Source organism: Hymenobacter sp., assembly GCF_035709525.1.
Taxonomy (GTDB): domain Bacteria; phylum Bacteroidota; class Bacteroidia; order Cytophagales; family Hymenobacteraceae; genus Hymenobacter.
Genome location: NZ_DASTEP010000096.1, coordinates 1 through 18,083, shown reverse-complemented (window position 1 = coordinate 18,083; position 18,083 = coordinate 1). Strand labels below are relative to the sequence as shown.

The following is an 18,083-nucleotide window of genomic DNA, read 5'->3' as shown; positions in this document are numbered from 1 at the left end:
GTCTATTGCCCGCGTCAGCTTATTGCTTAATTAGCTTGAGCTGGCGGGTGCCGGTGGCCGTGCTCAGGCGCACGAGGTAGAGGCCGGCGGCGTAGGCGCGGGTGGATACGGCCAGTTGCTGGGCCTGCCCGGCTTTGGCCTGGCCGCTGGCTAGTTGCTGCACCAGGCGGCCCTGGGCGTCGTACACGGCCAGGGTGTAAGCCTGGGCAATGGGTAGCGAAAAGCTGAGCTGCAACTCGTCGCCAAATGGATTAGGGTGGCCGGCCAGGGTCAACTCCAGGGCCACGGCAGCGCCGCCCGCCGCGCTGACGACCGGCTTGGCAGCCGGGGCCCCGGTGGCCAAGCCGGTCGCCCCGCGCGCGGCCGTGTTGGTGGGCAGCACGGTGATGCTCACCGTGGCGGGGCTACCGCAACGCAGGGGCTGGCCAGCATTGCAGGCGTAGTAGATGAAGCTATCGAGCCCCGCGAAGCCCGCGTCGGGCACGTAGCTAAACGAGCCATCGGGGTTGAGCACGAGCACGCCGTGGGTGGGCCGGATGATGAGAATAGCGCGCGGCGCGAGGCCGATGTCGTTGGTCAGCACGTTGCCCGTGAGCGTCGTGCCGGCCGGGGTAGTGTAGCTATCGGCCACCGTGACGGGGGCCACCAGCCCGGGCGTCACGGTGATGCTCACGGTCACGGGGTTGCCGCAGAGCAGGGGCGTGCCCTGGTCGCAGGCGTAGTAAATGAAGCTGTCGGTACCCGTGAAGCCCGGGTTGGCCCGGTAGCTGAACGAGCCAGTGGGGTTGAGCACGAGCGTGCCGTTGGTGGGGCGGATGATGAGAATGGCACGCGGGTTGGTGCCCAGGTCATTGGTCAGCACGTTGCCCGTCAGCGTCACGTCGGCCGGGGTTGAATACGAGTCGGCTACGGTAGTAGGCACCACGCGCACCACGAAGCTGGTGCCGGACGTAGCCGTGCCGCCGGGCGTGCTCACGCTGACGGGGCCGGTGGTGGTGCCGGCCGCCACCACGGCCGTAATGCTGCCAGACGGGCTAACGATAAACGAGCTGGCGGGCGTGCCGTTGAAGCTCACGGCGGTAGCGCCGGTCAGGTTACTGCCAAGAATCAGCACCGGTGTGCCCACCGGCCCGGAAAGCGGGCTTAGGCCGTCGATGCGGGGGGCAGCCACCACAAACGTAGCCAGGTTGCTGCCGAAGCTCAGGTTGGCGCCGGGGTTCTGGGCTGTGGCGTACACCGAATAGGTGCCGTTGACCAGGGCCGTGGGCTGCGTCAGGCTGAAGCTGCCGCCCGTGGCCGTGGTAGTGCCGATGGCCTGGGTCGCGCCGCTACCCATGGCCAGGTACACCGTCACGGTGCTGCCCGCCGGGGCCGTGCCCGCGTAGGTGGGCTGGTTGGAGGGGGCGGTGGTGCCAGTGGCCGGGGCCGTGAGCACCGGGGCCGCCGTGGGCACGTTGTAATAAATAGCGTAGTACTGCGCGTTGCCGTTGGTGAGGCCCACAGCATCGACCACCGAGTTGGCGGGCACGTTTACCGATACCTGGCCCGCCGCCGCCGGCACTATCGTCAGGGTAAAGCCGCCCGTGCCGTTGCTGGCGATGGTGGAGCCCGGCCCCACGTTCGTGGCGTTGGCCAGCGTGGGGGGGATGAGGACCGTAACCGGCTCGGAGTAGGTGATGTTGAAAATGAAGGGCGAGGTAGTGGTGCCGGCGAGGTTCGGAGCGGTTGGGCTGGTGATGCGGGCCGTCGGCGGTATTTTATCAATCGTGTAGGCGGGCCCCACGAAGGGCAGCCCGGCGAGGCCGGGCGTGAGGTTGTCGTCGTTCGCCACGTTCAACCCCACCGTGCCCGCGCCGGCGCCGGTGAGTAAGGTAACAGTGTAGGTGGTGCCCGCGCCGCTCACGCTCGTGATGGTGCCACCATAGCCCCCCGCGATGTTGCCCGTGACGGGCAGCGAGAAGTTGCTGCTGGAAAGCCCCGTAACGGGAGCCGCAAACACGACGGTGAAGCGCACGGTACTGGCGTTGGTGGGGCTGGCATCGACCCGGCTGATGGACACGACGCTGGTAGGGGACTGCGGCGTAAAGCTGACGGCCGCCCCGTAGCTGGTGCCCGCAGCGTTGGTGGCGTAGGCCCGCACCGTGTAGGTAGTGCCGGGCACGAGGCCCGCAAAGATTCTGGAAAAGCTGCTCAGGCCCGCGCCGTTAGCGTCCTGCACCACGCCCGCCCCGCCGATGGCGGGCGCGGTAGTCGTGCTGCTGTACACCACGCCCCGCTCCGTGACGGTGCCGTCGCCATCGTCCGTGACGTTGCCGCCCAGCACGGCGCTGGTACCCGTCAGGCTGCCGACTACCGTCGTCAGGGTGGGCACCGTCGTTACCATGAAGGATATCCAGCCGCCGCCGATGCCGAAAGGCGTAGTCACGGTCACGGGGCCGTTGGTGGCCCCACTGGGCACGGTAGCCGTAATAGTGGTGCTGTTCACCACGCTGAACGTGGTGGCCGGCGTGCCGTTGAAGCGCACGGTCGTAGTCCCCATCAGGTTAGTACCTGTGAGGGTCACGCTCGCGCCCACTGGCACCCTTGTGGGGCTGGCGCTGGTGAGGGTAGGGGTAAGCCCCGTGGTGTTCAGCAGCACCCCGGCCGTGCTGCCGCTGCTATTGGCTAGGAGCAGGTCGGGCTTGCCATCGCCATTCACGTCGGCCACCGCAATACCATAGGGATTGGAGCTGCCCGAGTTGTAGGTAGCAACCGGCTGAAAGGTGCCGTTGCCATTGCCCAGCAGCACCCCGGCCGTGCCGCTGCTGTTGCTGTTGGCCGCGAGCACGTCGGGCTTGCCATCGCCATTCACGTCGGCCACCGCGATGCCAAAAGGACTGCCGCCCGCCCAGTAAGTAGTGGCCGCTTGAAAAGAGCCGTTGCCACTGCCCAGCTGCACGCTGACGGCGTTCCTGCCATTATCAGCCGCGAGTAGGTCGGGTTTACCGTCGCCGTTCACATCGGCTACTTCAATACCTTGGAGGCTGTTGCCCCCGCCGTAGGTACCAAGCAGTTGGAACGTACCCGTGCCGTTGCCCACCAATACACTCACCGAGGCGCCGATTCTGTTCGCCGTAAGCAGGTCGGGCTTGCCATCGCCGTTCACATCGGCCACCTTAACGGCGAAGGGGTTGGTGCTCGTTCGGTAGGTAACAGCCGGCTGAAACGTGCCATTGCCGTTGCCCAGCAGCACCCCGGCCGTGCTGCTGCCAGAGTTGGCCGCCAGCAGGTCGGGCTTGCCGTCGCCGTTCACGTCGGCCGCGGTGACGCTAACCGGAATGGTGCCGCCCGTGTTAAAGGTAGCGGCCGGCTGAAAGGTGCCGTTGCTAGTACCCAGCAGCACGCTGGCCGTATTACTGTTGAGGTTGGCGGTAAGCACGTCGGGCTGGCCATCGCCATTCACGTCTGCCACCGCGATACCAAAGGGGCTGCCGCCGCCCGTGCCGTAGGTGGTGGCCGCCTGGAAGGTGCCGTTGCCATTACCCAGCAGCACGCTAACATCGTTGCTGCCGGAGTTGGTTGTGAGCAGGTCGGGCTTGCCGTCGCCATTCACGTCGGCCACCGCAATACCGCGGGGGCTGCTGCCCGTGCCGTAGATAGCCACGGGGGCAAACGTAGCGGCCGGGGTCTGGGCGTGGGCCGCGCCGGCCGTGGCCAGTAGCAGCCCCAGCGCCGCCAGCGGCCGGGGCACCCAGCGCAGCAAAGAAGAATACCTGTGTTGCATATAAGGAGTAGGAAGTAAGGTAGGAAGGTGAAGAAGTAAGCGGTAAAGCCAAAGCTACTGGCGCGGAGGCGATATATAGCACTAATCCTGCTAATAAATGTACTTTAGCTCGGCTACGGAACTGCTTAAGTGCGAGGCGGCCTTGGCTCCCGCACGATGCCAGAACGCAAAAGCGCCCCGGCTGCCAGGCAGCCGGGGCGCTTCGGGTACGGGCCGGGAGCGGCGTAGCCCCCGGCCCGCGTCAGCTTATTGCTTGAGTAGCTTGAGCAGCTGGGTGCCGGCCGCCGTGCTCAGGCGCACGAAGTAGAGGCCGGGAGCGTAGCCCTGCGTGGGCACGGCCAGCTCCTGCGCCTGGCCGGCTGCCACCTGGCCGCTGGCCAGCTGCTGCACCAGGCGGCCCTGGGCATCGTACACGGCCAGGGTATAAGCCTGGGCCGTGGGCAGGGCAAACGAGAGGCGCAGCTGCTCACCGAAGGGGTTGGGGCTGCCAGTGAGGGCCAGCTCTGCGGCAGCGGCGGCGGGCTTGGCGGCCGGAGCGGCGGGCTGGGCCGGGGTGGTCGGGCGGGCGGCCGTGTTGGCGGGCGTCACCGTGATGCTCACCGTGGCGGGGCTGCCGCACAGCAGGGGCATGGCCGGGTCGCAGGCGTAGTAGGTGAAGCTGTCCATACCGCTAAAGCCAGCGTTGGGCTGGTAGCTGAACGAGCCATTGGGGTTGAGCACGAGCGTGCCGCGCATGGGCCGGTTGATGAGAATAGCGCGGGGATTAGTGCCCAGGTCGTTCGCTAACACGTTGCCCGTGAGCGTCGTGCCAGCCGGGGTAGTGTAGCTGTCAGCCACCGTAACGGGCGCTACGCGCGTCACCGTGATGGTCACGGTAGCCGGGTTGCCGCAGAGCAGGGGCATGGCTGGGTCGCAGGCGTAGTAGGTAAAACTGTCCGTGCCCGTAAAGCCCGCATTGGGTACGTAGGTAAACGAGCCGTTGGGGTTCAACACCAGCGTGCCATTGGTGGCACGGGTGATAAGAATGGCGCGGGGGTTGGTACCGAGGTCGTTGGTGAGCACGTTGCCCGTCAGGGTCATGCCCTGGGGCGTGGTGTACGAGTCGGCCACGGTGGTAGGAGCCACGCGCGTCACGGTGATAGTGACGGTAGCGGGGTTGCCGCACAGCAGCGGCATATTCGGGTCGCAGGCGTAGTAGGTAAAGCTGTCCGTACCCGTGAAGCCGGCGTTGGGCACATAGCGGAACGAGCCATCAGGATTCAGTACCAGCGAACCGTTGGCGGGCCGGGTGATGAGAATGGCGCGGGGGTTAGTACCCAAGTCGTTGGTCAGCACGTTGCCCGTGAGTGGGGTGCCGGCCGGCGTAGTGTAGCTGTCGGCCACCGTAACCGGGGCGATGCGCAGTACCGAGATAGTAACGGTGGCCGGGTTGCCGCACAGCAGCGGCGTGCCCATGTCGCAGGCGTAATAGGTAAAGCTGTCCGTACCCGTGAAGCCGGCATTGGGCACGTAAGTGAACGAGCCGTTGGGGTTTAGCGCTAGCGTGCCGTTGGCGGGGCGGGTGATGAGAATGGCGCGGGGGTTGGTGCCCAGGTCATTCGTCAGCACGTTGCCCGTGAGCGTCACGCCCTGGGGTGTGGAGTACGAGTCGGCCACGGTAGTGGGGGCCGTGCGCACCACGAAGGGAGCGCTGGAAAAAGCCGAGCCGCAGGCCGTGCTCACGCGCACAGTGCTGGTGATGGTGCCGGGCGCCACGACGGCCGTAATGCTGGTGGCCGAGTTGACGACAAACGAGCTGGCGGGCGAGTCCCCAAAGCGCACAACCGTAGCGCCGGTAAAGTTGGTACCCGTGATGGTAACCTGCGTGCCCACCGGCCCGGTGGCCGGGCTCAGCATCGTGATGGTGGGAAGGGCCGTGATGGTGATGGCGCTGCCGTTGTCGGTGCCCGTCACGGCGGGGTTGCTGCTCACCACGCGCACGCGGTAGCCGCCGCCGCCCGCCGTGGCCGCCGGCACGGTAGCCGCGATGGTGCCCCCGCTAGTGCTGGCCAGCGTGCCGATGGCGACCGGCGCGGCAAAGCTGCCGGCCGCATCGGAGAGTTGGGCCGTGAAAACGTTGCCCGCCGCGAAGGTGCCCGCCGCCGTAAACGGCACGCTCAGCGCAGCCCCGGCGCACACGGCCGGGCTTACCGCGCCCGTCGTGATGGCTTGCGCATCGGCCAACTCCAGCGTCAGAATCTGCTGGCCGGTAGCCGAGTTATCACCACCGGTGAGCCCAAACAGGAAGTTGTCTACCGTAGCTTGTTCTTCCAGGAGCATGCCGCCCAGCGAAAAATTCTGGCCCGCGCGCGCCGTAATGTCGGCCAGGGCCGGGGCGGCCAGCGTGTACACCCGCCGCCCGGTGCTGGCAGCCGTATTCACGAAGCTGCCATACGACTGGCCCGTGCCCAGGTCGTTGAATACGCTCGTTACTACCGAGTTGCCGCCCGTGTAGGTAGTGCCCAGCGTAGCGGCGGGGGTGCTCACGTCATACAGGGCGTACGTAACCGTCGAGTTGGGAATGGCAGTTGATTGGCCATTAGCCAGCGAAAGCGTAGCGCTGACCACTTGCTTGCCCGTCAGGTTCAGGCCTGCCAGCGAGAAGGTGAAGAAATTGCGGTAAGGGCTTCTGCCAGAGCCATCATACGTTCCCACAATGTAGTTGGGGTTGCCAGCATTGTGCCCAAATTGCGGCGAAAACCAGCCCTGCTGGGTGTTGGCGAACGTAACGGTAGTAGTGGCCACCGCCGCTGCCGTCTGTGTTTGCGTCTGTTGGCGCGCCTGGGCGGTGGTGCCCACGGGCAGGTAGGTAGTGACAGTGGCCGGCATTGGCCTGGCCTGCGCGGCGGGGCGCGTAGGGTCGGCCTGCGGGGCAGTGGTTTTTACTAGTGCGCCACGCTGGGCGTGGGTAGCACCGGCCGTGGCCAGCAGTAGGGCCAGCGCCGCCAGCGGGCGGGGTACCAGCAAAGGATAAGCGTGTTTCATAAGGGTAAATGATGAATAAGGTGGGGAAGGTGAGGGTGCATTATGCAGGGGCAAAACTACGACAATAAGCAAGATGTAACTTATTTAAGTATTAAATATATTTTACTGATAATGCTACTGCTTTTCGGGATTATCCGGGCCGTGGTTTTAACGTCTGTATCGGCCTGCGTCCGGCCCGCCGGCCCGCCCAGAACAAAGCTCCGAACCGCAGGGCGGCCGGGGCTTTGTTGGTAGGGTAGGCGCTTTGCCGTGCGGCTACTGCACCACGAGGCGCTTGGCCAGGGTGGCGCTGCCGGCTTGCAGGCGCAGGGTGTACACGCCCGCCGCCAGGCCCGCCGCGTCAACCGAGAGCTGCGTGCCGGTGGCCGGCAGGGCGGCGGTTTGGCGGCGCACCACCTGGCCCAGGCTGTTGAGCAGCTCGGCCCGCACGGTGCTGGCCTGGCCCAGGCCGGGCAGCACCACGGTGAAGCGCTCGTGCGCCGGGTTGGGGTAGATGCTCACGCCCTCGGCCGCGAAGGCGGGCGCGGTGGCCAGGGCCGTGGCGGGGCGGAAGAGCAGGCGGAAGCGGCCGCTGATAAGGGCCTGCGCCTCGGCCACACTCACGCTAAAGGCATAGCTGGTGCCGGCGCTCAGCTTCAGCATCTGGCCCGTGAGGTCGTCGGCCAGCCAGGCATCGAGGCCGGCCGGCAGGTTGGCCAGGCTGGCGGCGGCCAGGGCGTAGGTGCCGGCGGCGGGCACGCCCACCGTGAGCGGCAGCACGGTAGCGGCCGCGAAGGCCGGGCGGGCGTCGATAGCCAGGCTCTCGCCGCTGGTGGCCACGCTGCTCAGGTTGAGGCCGGTAGAGTTGGGCAGCTTGATGGCGTCGAAGGCGGCATCGAAGGCGGGGGTAGCCCCGGCCTCGACGTAGGTGACGAACGCATCGCTGAGGCCGGCACCTGTCAGTTCCAGCTGCACCTGCGGGCGTGGGTCGGCGGCCGGGCGCTGCAAGGTGGCCTGGCTGGCGTAGCTGGTCACGCGCTGCGCGTTGCGGAAGGTGAGCGAGCCGCTGGCCTGGCCAGCGGCCAGCTGCACAAAAAAGCCCTGGCCGCTGGCGATGAGCGGCGAGCTGCCAAGGCCGTTGACGTAGCTGCGGTACTGGCCCGCGTACTGCCCGGTGCTTTGGTACACGTAGAAGGCTTTATTGAGGTAGTTGCGGTCCGCATCCGTGACGAGGCGCAAGTCGAGCGGGGCAGCGTAGGGGTTGCCCAGCAAGGCCCAGCCCGTTTGGGCCACGGGCGTGCCGCTGCTGCGCGTCAGGGGCACCGTGAGGTCGCCGTTGTGCAGCGAGCCGTTGAAATCAACCAGTTCGGTGCCAGCGATATTTACAGCGTAGCCCCGGCCGGGCACGAGCGGGTCGGCCGGCGCGGCGGGCGAGAAAAAGCCTTTGTCGAAGGTCTTCAGGTCGTTGGTGGTGCTGGCCAGCCGGGTTTCGTCGTAGCCAAACACCGTGGGGAAAGGCTGCACGAGCGCCGGCTTGGCCGCCGTATTATAGGCCGGGTTCAGCACCGGGGCGAAGCCCGGGGTAGCCAGGTCGCCCACGTAGGAGTTGGTGACCGGGGGCGCGAAGTGGCGGTAGCCCAGGCCGGGGTTCAGGCTGGGGTCGAGGTAGCGCTGCACCGCCACGCCGCCGATGACCACGCCCGTGCCGCTGTTCACGACCAGGGCCGTGCCGCCGGCGTCGCTCAGCAGCGTCAGGGCGTTGCCGTTGGGGCGCAGGTTGCCGGCCGCCCCGATGGTGAGCACCTGCGCCACGCTGGTGGGGGCCGTCAGGGTCAGGTCGGCGCGGTTGGTGGTGGTGAGGTTGCGCACGCGGCCGGGCAGGCCGGTGCCGGTGCTTTGCGGCCCGCTGCCATTGTACACGTAGCTGGCATCGGGGGAGAAAGAGCGCGGGCCGGTGGTTTGCCCCGTGCCGCTCGCCGCAATGCCGTAGGGCGAGCAAATGCCCAGCGTGGCGCCCGCCGCCAGCGTAAAGCTGCCCGCCCCCCGGATGGTGCGGCAGTTATCGTAGAGGGTAGCCCCGCTGTTCACGGTCACGGCGGTGTTCACGGTCACGTCGCCCGCCAGGGTAGCCACGCCGGGGCTGTTCACCGTGATGCTGTTATAGGTGCTCGCCGCCACATCCGTGGTCGTGTTCACCACTAGGTCGGGGGCGTAAGCGGTGGTGTTCAGCAGCACATTCACCTCGACGCTGTTATTGGTGGTCACGAGCAGGTCGGGCTTGCCGTCGCTGTTGACATCGGCGGCGATAATGTCTCTGGGGTAGCGGGGGGTAGTATATAAGGTGAGCGGGAACGTATAGGCATTGGGAAAAGCGCCGGAGCCGGTGTTCGGTAGCACGCCTACCCCTTGCGCAGTAGATAGCTGATTGGTGGCGAGCAGGTCGGGCTGGCCGTCGCCGTTCACGTCGGCCACGGCCAGGCCAGCTGGGCCATAGCCCCCGGTTCGGTAAGTAGTAGCCGGCCGGAAGGTGCCGTTGCCGTTGCCCAGCACTACCCCCACGGTGCCCGCCGCACTGGGGTCGGAGATGGTCGCGATGAGGTCGATTTTGCCATCGCCATTCACGTCGGCGGCCCGCAGGCCGTAGGGGTGGCCGCTGATGTTATACGTGAGCGGAGCCTGGAAAGTACCATTGCCGTTGCCCAGCAATACGCCGGCATTGTTCGTGCTGTTATTAGCCGTCAGCAGGTCGGGCTTGCCGTCGCCATTCACATCGGCTACGGCCAGGCCCAGCGGATAGCTTCCCCCGGTGCTGAAAGTAGCCACCGGCAGGAAGGTGCCGTTGCCATTGCCCAGCAGCACGCCCGCCGTGCCAGGGCCTACGCCGCCGCTGGTAGTGAGCAGGTCGAGCTTGCCATCGCCATTCACATCAGCTACGACAATGTCGTAGGCTCCGCCCACACTGTAGGTAGTCGCCGCCTGAAAGGTGCCATCGCCGTTGCCCAGCAGCACGCCAACCGTGCCATTCACTTCATTCGTAATGAGAATATCGGGCTTGCTATCGCCGTTGACGTCGGCTACCGCCAGCTTACTCGCGCCACTGCCACCACTGCTGTAGGCAAGGACCGGCCGAAAGGTACCGTTGCCATTACCCAGCAAGACACTGGCTACGCTGGGGTTGTAGTTGGCCGTGAGCAAATCCAGCTTGCCGTCATTGTTGACATCCACCGCGACAAGGCCACTCGGATAGCCGCCCCCGGTAGTATAGGAAACGAATGGCGCAAAAGTGGGCGTCAGCTGCGCCCGCGCCGGGCTGGCCAGCAGCCCGGCCAGCGGCAAGGCCAGCGCCAGCCACCGCCAGCCCGGCAAAAAGGAGAAGTCTAGCATAAAGTATCGGGTTGGAAGAGAAGGGAAAGGACACGGCCCAGCCGGGCCGCCCGTAAAGGACGGCCCTAAAGTCCATATTATTCTTGAACTATGTATATACTGCCCTTTGCCCAGTCTCGGCGGCGGGAGGCGGCCTCCCGTCCAGCTTCCCGCCAACGCAAAACCGCCCCGGTCGCACGGCGGCCGGGGCGGTTTCAATTAAGTGCTGACGGCTAAAGCCAGGCGGCTAGGCCTGCTTGCGGCGCTGGCGCAGGTAGCGCAGCCCGTAGGCCACGCCCCCGGCGGCGAGTAGCGAGGCCCCGCCATCGAGGGGCACGGCGGCGGGTGGCGTGCCGGGCGCGGGGCCGCCGGTGCCGGGCTGAGCCTGGGCCGGGCGGGTGGCCAGTGCGGCCAGGCCCAGCGCGAAAGCTGCGGAAAGGAAAAACTGCTTCATAAAATAGTGTTGTTGGTGTAAAGGTGGGAGAAAATAAACCGGGGGCCCGGCTGCGCCGCGCCCCCGGCCCTAACTTACTGGATAACTACGCGCTTGGCCAGGGTGGTAGCCCCGACTTGCAGACGCAAGGTATATACCCCCGTGGCCATATCGGCTACCTCCAGCCCAAACTGCGTGCCCGTGGCGGGCAGGGCCACTTGCTGGCGGCGCACTACCTGCCCGAGGCCGTTGAGCAATTCGGCCTGCACGGTAGTGGCCTGCGCCAGGCCGGGCAGCGCCACCGTGAAGCGCCCATGGGCCGGGTTGGGGTACACGCCAACTACTTCGCTGGTGAGGCTGGGCACCGTGGCCAGCGGCGCATTGGGGCGGAAGTAGAGGCGGAAGCGGCCCGCAATCGGGGCGGCAGCCTGCGCGGCCGTGGCGCCGAATGAGTAGCTGGTGCCGGCGCTCAGTTTCAGGGTCTGGCCGGTTTGGTCGTCGGCCAGGTAGGCGTCGAGGCCGGTGGGCAGGTTGGCGAGGGCGGCGGCGCTCAGTGCGTAGGTGCCGGCGGCGGGCACGCTCACCGTGAGCGGCAGCACGGTGGCAGCCGTGAAGGCCGGGCGGCCGTCGATGGCCACGGCCTCGCCGCTGGTGGCGGCCCCGGCCAGGTTCAGGCCGTTGGGGTTGGGCAGCTTAGCGGCGTCGTACTGGGTTTCGTAGGCGGCGGTGGCCCCGGCCTCGGCGTAGGCGAAGAAGGCATCGGCCGGGCCGGTGCTGCCGCGCAGCTCCAGCTGCACCAGCGGGCGCGGGTCGGCAGTAGGGCGCTGGAAGGTGGTGGGGTCGCTGGTAGTCAGGCGCTGGCCGTTGCGGAACGTGAGCGTGCCGCTGGCACCGGCTGCGGCTACCCGCGTAAAGAAGCCCTGGCCCACCGGCACGATGGGGTTGCCCACACCATTGTTGTAGGCGCGGTACTGGCCCACGTACTGGCCGGTGCTGCTGTAGGTATAGATGGCGTTTTCCAGCCCGGTGCGGTCGGCGGCCTGCACCAGCGAGTAGTCGAGCGGGGCGGGGTAGGGGTTGCCCAGCAGCTGCCAGCCCGCGTCGGCGGCGTTGAGGGTGCCGGCTGCGTTGCGCGCTACCGGCACGCTGATGTCGCCGTTGTTGAGCGTGCCTACGAAGTCAACCAGCTGGCTGGCATCGAGATTCACGGCGTAGCCCCGGCCCGGCGTGAGGGCGGTGCTGCCCGAAGCCGGCACGAAGAAGCCCTTGTCGAAGTTGCCCGAGGCGTTGGTGCGGTTCACCAAGCTCTGGTCGTAGCCAAATACCGTGGGGAAGGGCGTCACCAGCGTGGGGTCGGCCGCCGAGTTGTAGCTCTGGGTAAGCGTGGGCGCGAAGCCGCTGGTAGCCAGGTCGGCCACGGTGGAGTTGCTTACCGGCGCTGAGTAGTGGCGGTAGCCCGGCCCACTGTTCAGGCTGCCATCGATGGAGCGCTGCACGGTGGCCGTGCCGCTGAGCACGGCGCTGCCGTTGTTCACCACGTAGGCGGTGCCGCTGGCGCTGCTCAGCAGCGTAAAGCCCACGCCGCTGCCGATGGTCAGGTTGTTGTTCAGCGTAAGCGCGCGCTGCACGGCCACGGGGCCGGTCGTGCTGGCCACGCTGTTGGCGGTCAGGTTGGGGAAGGTAGAAAGGCTGGTGCCGCCGATAACGGGGGCCGTACCGCCCAGCACCAGCGTGCCAGTGCTGGTAGCGCCGCCGGCCACGCTGCCGCCGTTGTTGGTGAAGCTGCCGCCCGTGGTGAGCGTGCCGTTGTTGGCCAGCGTCAGCACGGCGCCGGTGCCCAGCGTCACGAGGCGGGCCTGCTGGGCGCTGCTCACGGTGGGCTGGTTAGGCGTGCCGCCCGGGATGGTCACGTCGCTGTTGGCGGCGGGCACCTGGGCGGGCGTCCAGTTGGCGGCCGTGCCCCAGTCGGTGCTGGCGCTGCCGTTCCAGGTCAGGCCGGTGCCGGCCGCGATGAAGGCGGCCAGGCCGCTCACGTTCGAGCCCTGCCCGATGCGCCCCGCGTTCGTAACCGAGAAGGTAAAGGGCGAGCCGAAGTCGCCGATTACGTATAGGTTGTCGTTGGCGCTGGCCGACGAGGCGGCCGTGGCAATAAAGCCCTGGTTGGTGCTGGTGCCAGGCGTGTTGTAGATGTCAAAATCGCCGCCGCTGGTGGTGCTCGCGCCCGTTACGCTGTACGACGTGCCACTCACCACGCCCCCGTTGGGGTTGGTAACCTGCGTGATATTCCCGGTATTCGAGTCGAACACGAACTGCGCCGTGGTGTTGGCGTTGCTCTGGTTGTTGGTGTAGGCCGTGGCCGAGTAGGTGCCGGCCTGCCCGTTCAGGTTGGTGTCGGTAGCCGCGATGGCCCCGTTGTTGGGGTTGAGGCGGTAGTTGTTGCTGATGCCGGTGCCGCTGTTGGCGCTTATCACCCGGATGCGGTCCACGGTGGGGTTAAAGTCGAAGCCCACCTGCGGCAGCGTGCCCGCCGTAGCGCCCGTGCCCAGCTCCAGCCGGATGGCCGTGCCCACGGCCGTGAGCGCGCCCGTGGTCAGGCTCACGGTGTAAAGCTGCGCGTTGGTGCCGGTAGTGCTCGGGTCGTAGCCCAGGGCAAAAAGCTGGCCCGTGGCCGGCCGGAAATCGGTGCCCACCACCGTCTGCCCGGTCGTGATGCCGCCTCCGAAGTTCACCGCCGAGCGAATCACGCCGGGGTTGCCCGAGTCAAACGAAATGAGGTTGCCGCCGGCTATCGCGTACAGCAGCTGCCCGGTCACGGCCCCAGGGTTGGCCGCTACCACCGAGGCCGTGCTCAGCGGTATCGAAATGTCGCGCACGCTCACCGGCAGCGCCCCAATCTGGCCCAGGTCGGTAGCCACCTGCGTGGCCGTCGAGGTCATGCTGATGTCGGTGAGCTGGAAAAAGCGGCTGGTATTGGGCGTCGCCGCGGCGGCCGCCACCAGGTAGGGCACGTTGGTGGTGCCGTTGTAGTAAATGTCGAGGTCGTTAATGGCCCCGATGGCCCCGCTCACGCCTGGGCCGTTCACGCCAGTCAGCACCCGCGAGTTGATGAGCGTGCCGTCGTTGGGTGGGTTCTGAAACGAGAAGTAGCCCAGCGCGTGGTCTACGGTATACAGCCCCGTGGTGGTCGAGCCCACGAAGGAGTTGCCGTAGGCCCCCGTGCCCACGCTGGGGTTTTGGCCCGCGCCGGGGTCGTTGGTGCCGTATTTCAGCGTGCCATCCACGGCCGCGATGCCCCCGGTCACGGGGTTCAGGCGGTAGTTATTATCGTTGGTGCCCTCCACCCGGATGCGGTCCACGGTGGGGTTAAAGTCGAAGGCAATCTGCTCGGAGCTGCCGCCCAGCTCCAGCCGGATGGCCGCCCCCACGGCCGTGGCCGCGCCGGTGGCCAGGTCGATGCGGTACACCTGGCTGTTGGCCGTGGTGCCCGTGGCCGCCGGGTTGTAGCCCAGCCCAAAGAGCTCGCCCGTGTTGGGCCGGAAATCGGTGCCCACCAGCGTCTGGGTGGCCGGCAGCCCCGAAATGCCCACGATGGTACGCACCACGCCGGGGTTTTGCGAGTCAAACGTAATCAGGTTGTTAGACGCCGTAATGCCGTACACCAGCTGCCCGGTGATGGCCGTGAGCGCCGCCGGGGCCGGAATCGACACCGCGATGTCTTCCACGTTGAACGGTGTAGTCGCCGACGCCGGAATGGTGTTGCCGCGCAGCGTGGCCTGCCCGGTAGCCAGGTCGATGCTGTAAAGGTTGCTGGACGAAAAGCCGCTGCCGTTGGCCTGGGTTACTTCCATCACAAACGCCTCTTCGGTGCCCGGCGTGGTGTACGACGAGATGTCCATGTCGATGGCTACCGGCGAGCCCACCGGGTTGCTACCAAAGAGTACTGATTTTTGGGCAATCAGTACCCCGTCGTTGGGCGGGCTCTGGGTCGAGAGAATGCCGGCTACCTCGTCGAAGTCATAGAGCACGGTATTGCTGCTGGCCCGGTACGAGTTGGTGTACGCCACGGCCCCCACGTTGGGGTTAGCCGGGCTGCCGCTGAGGTAGTTGAGGTTAAGGTCGGTAGTCACGGCCCCGGTCGTGGGGTTGAGGCGGTAGTTGGCGTCGTTGGTACTCACCACCCGGATGCGGTCCACGGTCGGGTTAAAGTCGAAGCCGATGCGCTCGCCGCTGCCGCCCAGCTCCAGGCGCATGGCCGCGCCCACGGCCGTGAGCGCGCCCGTCGTGGGCACTACCGTGTAAAGCTGCGCATTGGTGGCCGGCGCGGCCGCGCTGGCATCGTAGCCCAGCACAAAGGCCTCGCCGGTGTTGGGGCGGTAGTCGAAGCCTACCAGCCGCTGCCCGGCCGTGATGCCCGTGATGAAGGCGAAGCTGAGCGTGGGCTGCCCGTTGCCGGCCGTGATGGGGATAATGGCCTGCGCACCGGCGGGCTGGTTGCCAAAAGCGGCCGTGAGCGTGCCCAGGCCATACAGCATTTGGGCTTGCGCGCCGGTGGCGGTGCCCAGCAGCAGCCCCAGGCCAGCCGTGGCGCCCATAAGGTGACGAAGACTCCAGCCAGCAGCCGGGCCCGGAAGTAAGGGTAAGCTCATGCGGTAAAAAACAGTTGGGTGAAGAGAAAAAGGAACTTGAAACCTACAGCCTCAGCAGTAGCGCACTACCTACGGAACTGAGGACTGGTCTGGATGAGGCTTTCGTGAATTTTCATGATTAATTCATCTTAATCCCGCCAGAATGCTATGCCCAGGCCACCCAGGTGCCCAGCAAAAAGCCCCCGCCACGGCAGTGGCGAGGGCTGTAAAAAGCAGTTTACTAAACAAGCATCAGCTCAGAACGGCAGCGCTGGCCGCAGCCCCACCACCGCCTTCACGATGGTAGCCCCGTCGAGTTCGAAGTAGCTGACCTCGGGCGGGCTACCGTAGAGCAAGGCTAGGCCGGTGGGGCGGGCCTCCACGTGGTCGGGCTGGCCAAAGCTGAGCACCAAGTGCTGGAGCTGCATCCCCGGCCCGATGTCCTGAATGGCGACCCGCCGCCCCAGCACCTCCCCAAACATGAGCTTGAGCGTGAGCACCCACAAGCTGGCGTCGCGGGTGGCGAGCAGGCGCTCGCGCTCGGCGGCCAGGTTCAGCAGGTAGTCGGCCAGCTCACTTTCGCGCTGCTGGCGGCGGGCCACGAGGTCGGTTTCGAGCTGCGCCAGCTGGGCCGGGCTGTAGGTGTTGAGGTCCACTATCTGGCCGTCGACCTCCAGCCAGTTGGGGGCCGGGGCGGGCGCGGGCACCGGCGCGGCGGCCGGGCGAGCGAAGAGCTTTTTAAAGAAATTCATGCCGGGGTGCGAGGCCAGAGGTCGCCCTAAGCTACGACATTTTCAGCTATTTAGCCTTTGTAGCTACCCCCAATCGCCACCCGCGCCCCCAAAAAAGCAGGTTCGCTGCCCTACCGCCGGCTGGCTTGCACAAACCGCACCCGCCCAAAGAAATCCTCCACCACCCGCACCCCCGCAAAATCGGCTGCCGGAAAAAGCGCCGCCGTTTCGGCCCCCAAGGCTTCGTTGATTTCGAGGTACACCGCGCCGCCCGGTTTCAGGAGCACGGCCGCCAGCTCGGCCAGCCGCTTATAAAAAAGCAGTGGGTCGGTATCGGGCACAAACAGCGCCGTAGCGGGCTCCCAGGCCAGCACGTTTTCGCGCATCTGCGCCCGCTCGCTGTCGCGCACGTAGGGCGGGTTGCTCACCAGCACGTCGAGCGTGCCAGGCCCGATGGCCGGGGTAGTGGCCAGAATATCAAGCTGCTGCAACTCCACGGCCGGCGCGTAGCGCGCGGCGTTGCGCCGGGCCACGGCCAGCGCGTCGGCCGAAATATCGACGGCCAGCGTGCGCGCCGGCCGCAGCGCCTGCGCCACGGCCAGCGCCAGGCAGCCCGAGCCAGTGCCCACGTCGAGCACCGTGAGGCCGGCGCGGCCGGCCTGCTCCTGGGCTATCAGCTGGGTTAGCTCCTCGGTTTCGGGGCGCGGAATGAGCGTGGCCGGCGACACCTCCAGCTCCATCCCCGCGAAGTGGGCCGTGCCCAGCACGTACTGCACCGGCTCGTGGGCCAGCAGCCGTGCCGTGAGGTCGGGCAGGCGCGCCGCTACCTCGGCGGGCACGGGCGCGGCGGCCTGCATCCGCCGCTGCAAGGGGCTGAGGACTAGTAATGTCTCTGTAACTAGTGCCGCGATGGCGGCGGCCTCGGCGGCGGGGTAGGGGCCTTGCAGGGCGGCGGCGAGCTGGGCGGTGAAAGCGGCGGTAGTCATCGGCCCAAAGGTACAAGCGGCCGGGGCGGGCGTATTTTTAGCGCCATTTCCGTAGTAAGCTGCCCGCTATTCCCTCCCGCCGCCTATGACCACCGACGAGCTATTTATGCGCCGCGCCCTCGACCTGGCCGCCCTGGGCCAAGGCACCGCGCGCCCCAACCCCATGGTGGGCTGCGTGGTAGTCGGCCCCGGCGGCACCATCATCGGCGAGGGCTACCACCAGCAATATGGCGGCCCCCACGCCGAGGTCAACGCCCTGGCCAGCGTCGAAGACCAGGACTTGCTGCGCCAGAGCCGCGTGTTCGTGACCCTGGAGCCCTGCGCGCACCACGGTAAAACGCCGCCCTGCGCCGACTTGCTCATCGCCAAGGGCGTGCCCGAAGTCATCGTGTGCAACGACGACCCCAACCCGCTCGTGGGCGGCCGGGGGCTGCATAAGCTGCGGGCGGCGGGCATCAACGTCAGCACCGGCCTGCTGGCCGCTGAAGGCCGCGCGCTCAACAAGCGCTTCTTCACGATGCAGGAAAAAAAGCGGCCCTACGTGGTGATAAAGTGGGCCGAGTCGGCCGACGGGTTCCTGGCCGGGCCGCACTACCAGCCGGTGCAGATAAGCGGGCCGCAGGCCCAACTGCTCACCCACAAGTGGCGCACTGAGGAGGCCGCCATCCTGGTGGGCACCCGCACGGCCCTGCACGACAACCCGCGCCTGAGCGCCCGCGAGTGGCCCGGCCCGCAGCCGGTGCGCGTCACGCTCGACAAAAACCTGAGCCTCCCGCCCACGCACCACCTCTTCGACGGCTCGCAGCCCACGCTCGTGTACTCGCTCCGCCACCGCGAGGCTCGCCTCAACCTCGACTTCATTACCCTACCCGCCGATGCGGCGGCCGCGCCCGATATGCTGCCCGCCATCCTGGCCGACCTGCACACCCGGGGCATCGAATCGGTGCTGGTAGAAGGCGGCCCCACAGCCATTGGAGCACTGCTGGCCAGCGGCTTGTGGGATGAGATGCGCGTCTTCCGCAGCCCCCGGCGGCTGGAGCGCGGCGTCGCCGCGCCGCGCGTGGGGCTGCGCAATTGGCGCGCGGTCGAAAACGTGGGGGAGGATAAGTTGTTCTGGTTCGAAAACGAGCAGCGCGCCGCGCTGCCGCTGGCCACCGTTTAGCGCGCAGCGCGTAACGG

At 67.0% G+C, this 18,083-nt stretch carries 8 protein-coding genes; 1 reads left to right on the top strand and 7 read right to left on the bottom strand.

Annotation, left to right across the window (positions count from 1 at the left end; all coding sequences use genetic code 11):
* Positions 1-19: 19 nt before the first annotated feature.
* The 7 genes from VFO93_RS08345 to prmC form a co-directional block, all read right to left on the bottom strand.
* The gene (locus tag VFO93_RS08345; RefSeq protein WP_325133901.1) at positions 20-3,763 is read right to left on the bottom strand and encodes an FG-GAP-like repeat-containing protein; all 3,744 of its coding nucleotides are present in this window, start codon (positions 3,761-3,763) and stop codon (positions 20-22) included.
* A gap of 246 nt (positions 3,764-4,009) precedes the next feature.
* On the bottom strand, positions 4,010-6,787 hold the full coding sequence (locus VFO93_RS08340; RefSeq protein ID WP_325133900.1) for an Ig-like domain-containing protein: 2,778 nt from the start codon (positions 6,785-6,787) through the stop codon (positions 4,010-4,012).
* Between the two features lie 255 nt (positions 6,788-7,042).
* Positions 7,043-10,150, bottom strand: a complete 3,108-nt coding sequence (locus tag VFO93_RS08335; protein WP_325133899.1) for a T9SS type A sorting domain-containing protein — start codon at positions 10,148-10,150, stop codon at positions 7,043-7,045.
* 226 nt (positions 10,151-10,376) lie between these two features.
* The gene (locus tag VFO93_RS08330; protein ID WP_325133898.1) at positions 10,377-10,583 is read right to left on the bottom strand and encodes a PID-CTERM protein-sorting domain-containing protein; all 207 of its coding nucleotides are present in this window, start codon (positions 10,581-10,583) and stop codon (positions 10,377-10,379) included.
* 74 nt (positions 10,584-10,657) lie between these two features.
* A complete protein-coding gene (locus tag VFO93_RS08325) occupies positions 10,658-15,154 on the bottom strand; it encodes a DUF4394 domain-containing protein (RefSeq protein ID WP_325133897.1) in 4,497 nt (1,498 codons plus the stop codon).
* 290 nt (positions 15,155-15,444) lie between these two features.
* Positions 15,445-15,939, bottom strand: a complete 495-nt coding sequence (locus VFO93_RS08320) for a hypothetical protein (protein ID WP_325133896.1) — start codon at positions 15,937-15,939, stop codon at positions 15,445-15,447.
* A gap of 110 nt (positions 15,940-16,049) precedes the next feature.
* Positions 16,050-16,904: a peptide chain release factor N(5)-glutamine methyltransferase gene (gene prmC / locus VFO93_RS08315; protein WP_325133895.1), complete on the bottom strand. Its 855-nt coding sequence runs from the start codon at positions 16,902-16,904 to the stop codon at positions 16,050-16,052.
* An 85-nt stretch (positions 16,905-16,989) separates the two neighbouring features.
* On the opposite strand from prmC, the gene ribD reads away from it, so the two are divergent.
* Positions 16,990-18,066, top strand: a complete 1,077-nt coding sequence (gene ribD / locus VFO93_RS08310; RefSeq protein WP_325133894.1) for a bifunctional diaminohydroxyphosphoribosylaminopyrimidine deaminase/5-amino-6-(5-phosphoribosylamino)uracil reductase RibD — start codon at positions 16,990-16,992, stop codon at positions 18,064-18,066.
* The last annotated feature ends 17 nt before the right edge of the window (positions 18,067-18,083 follow it).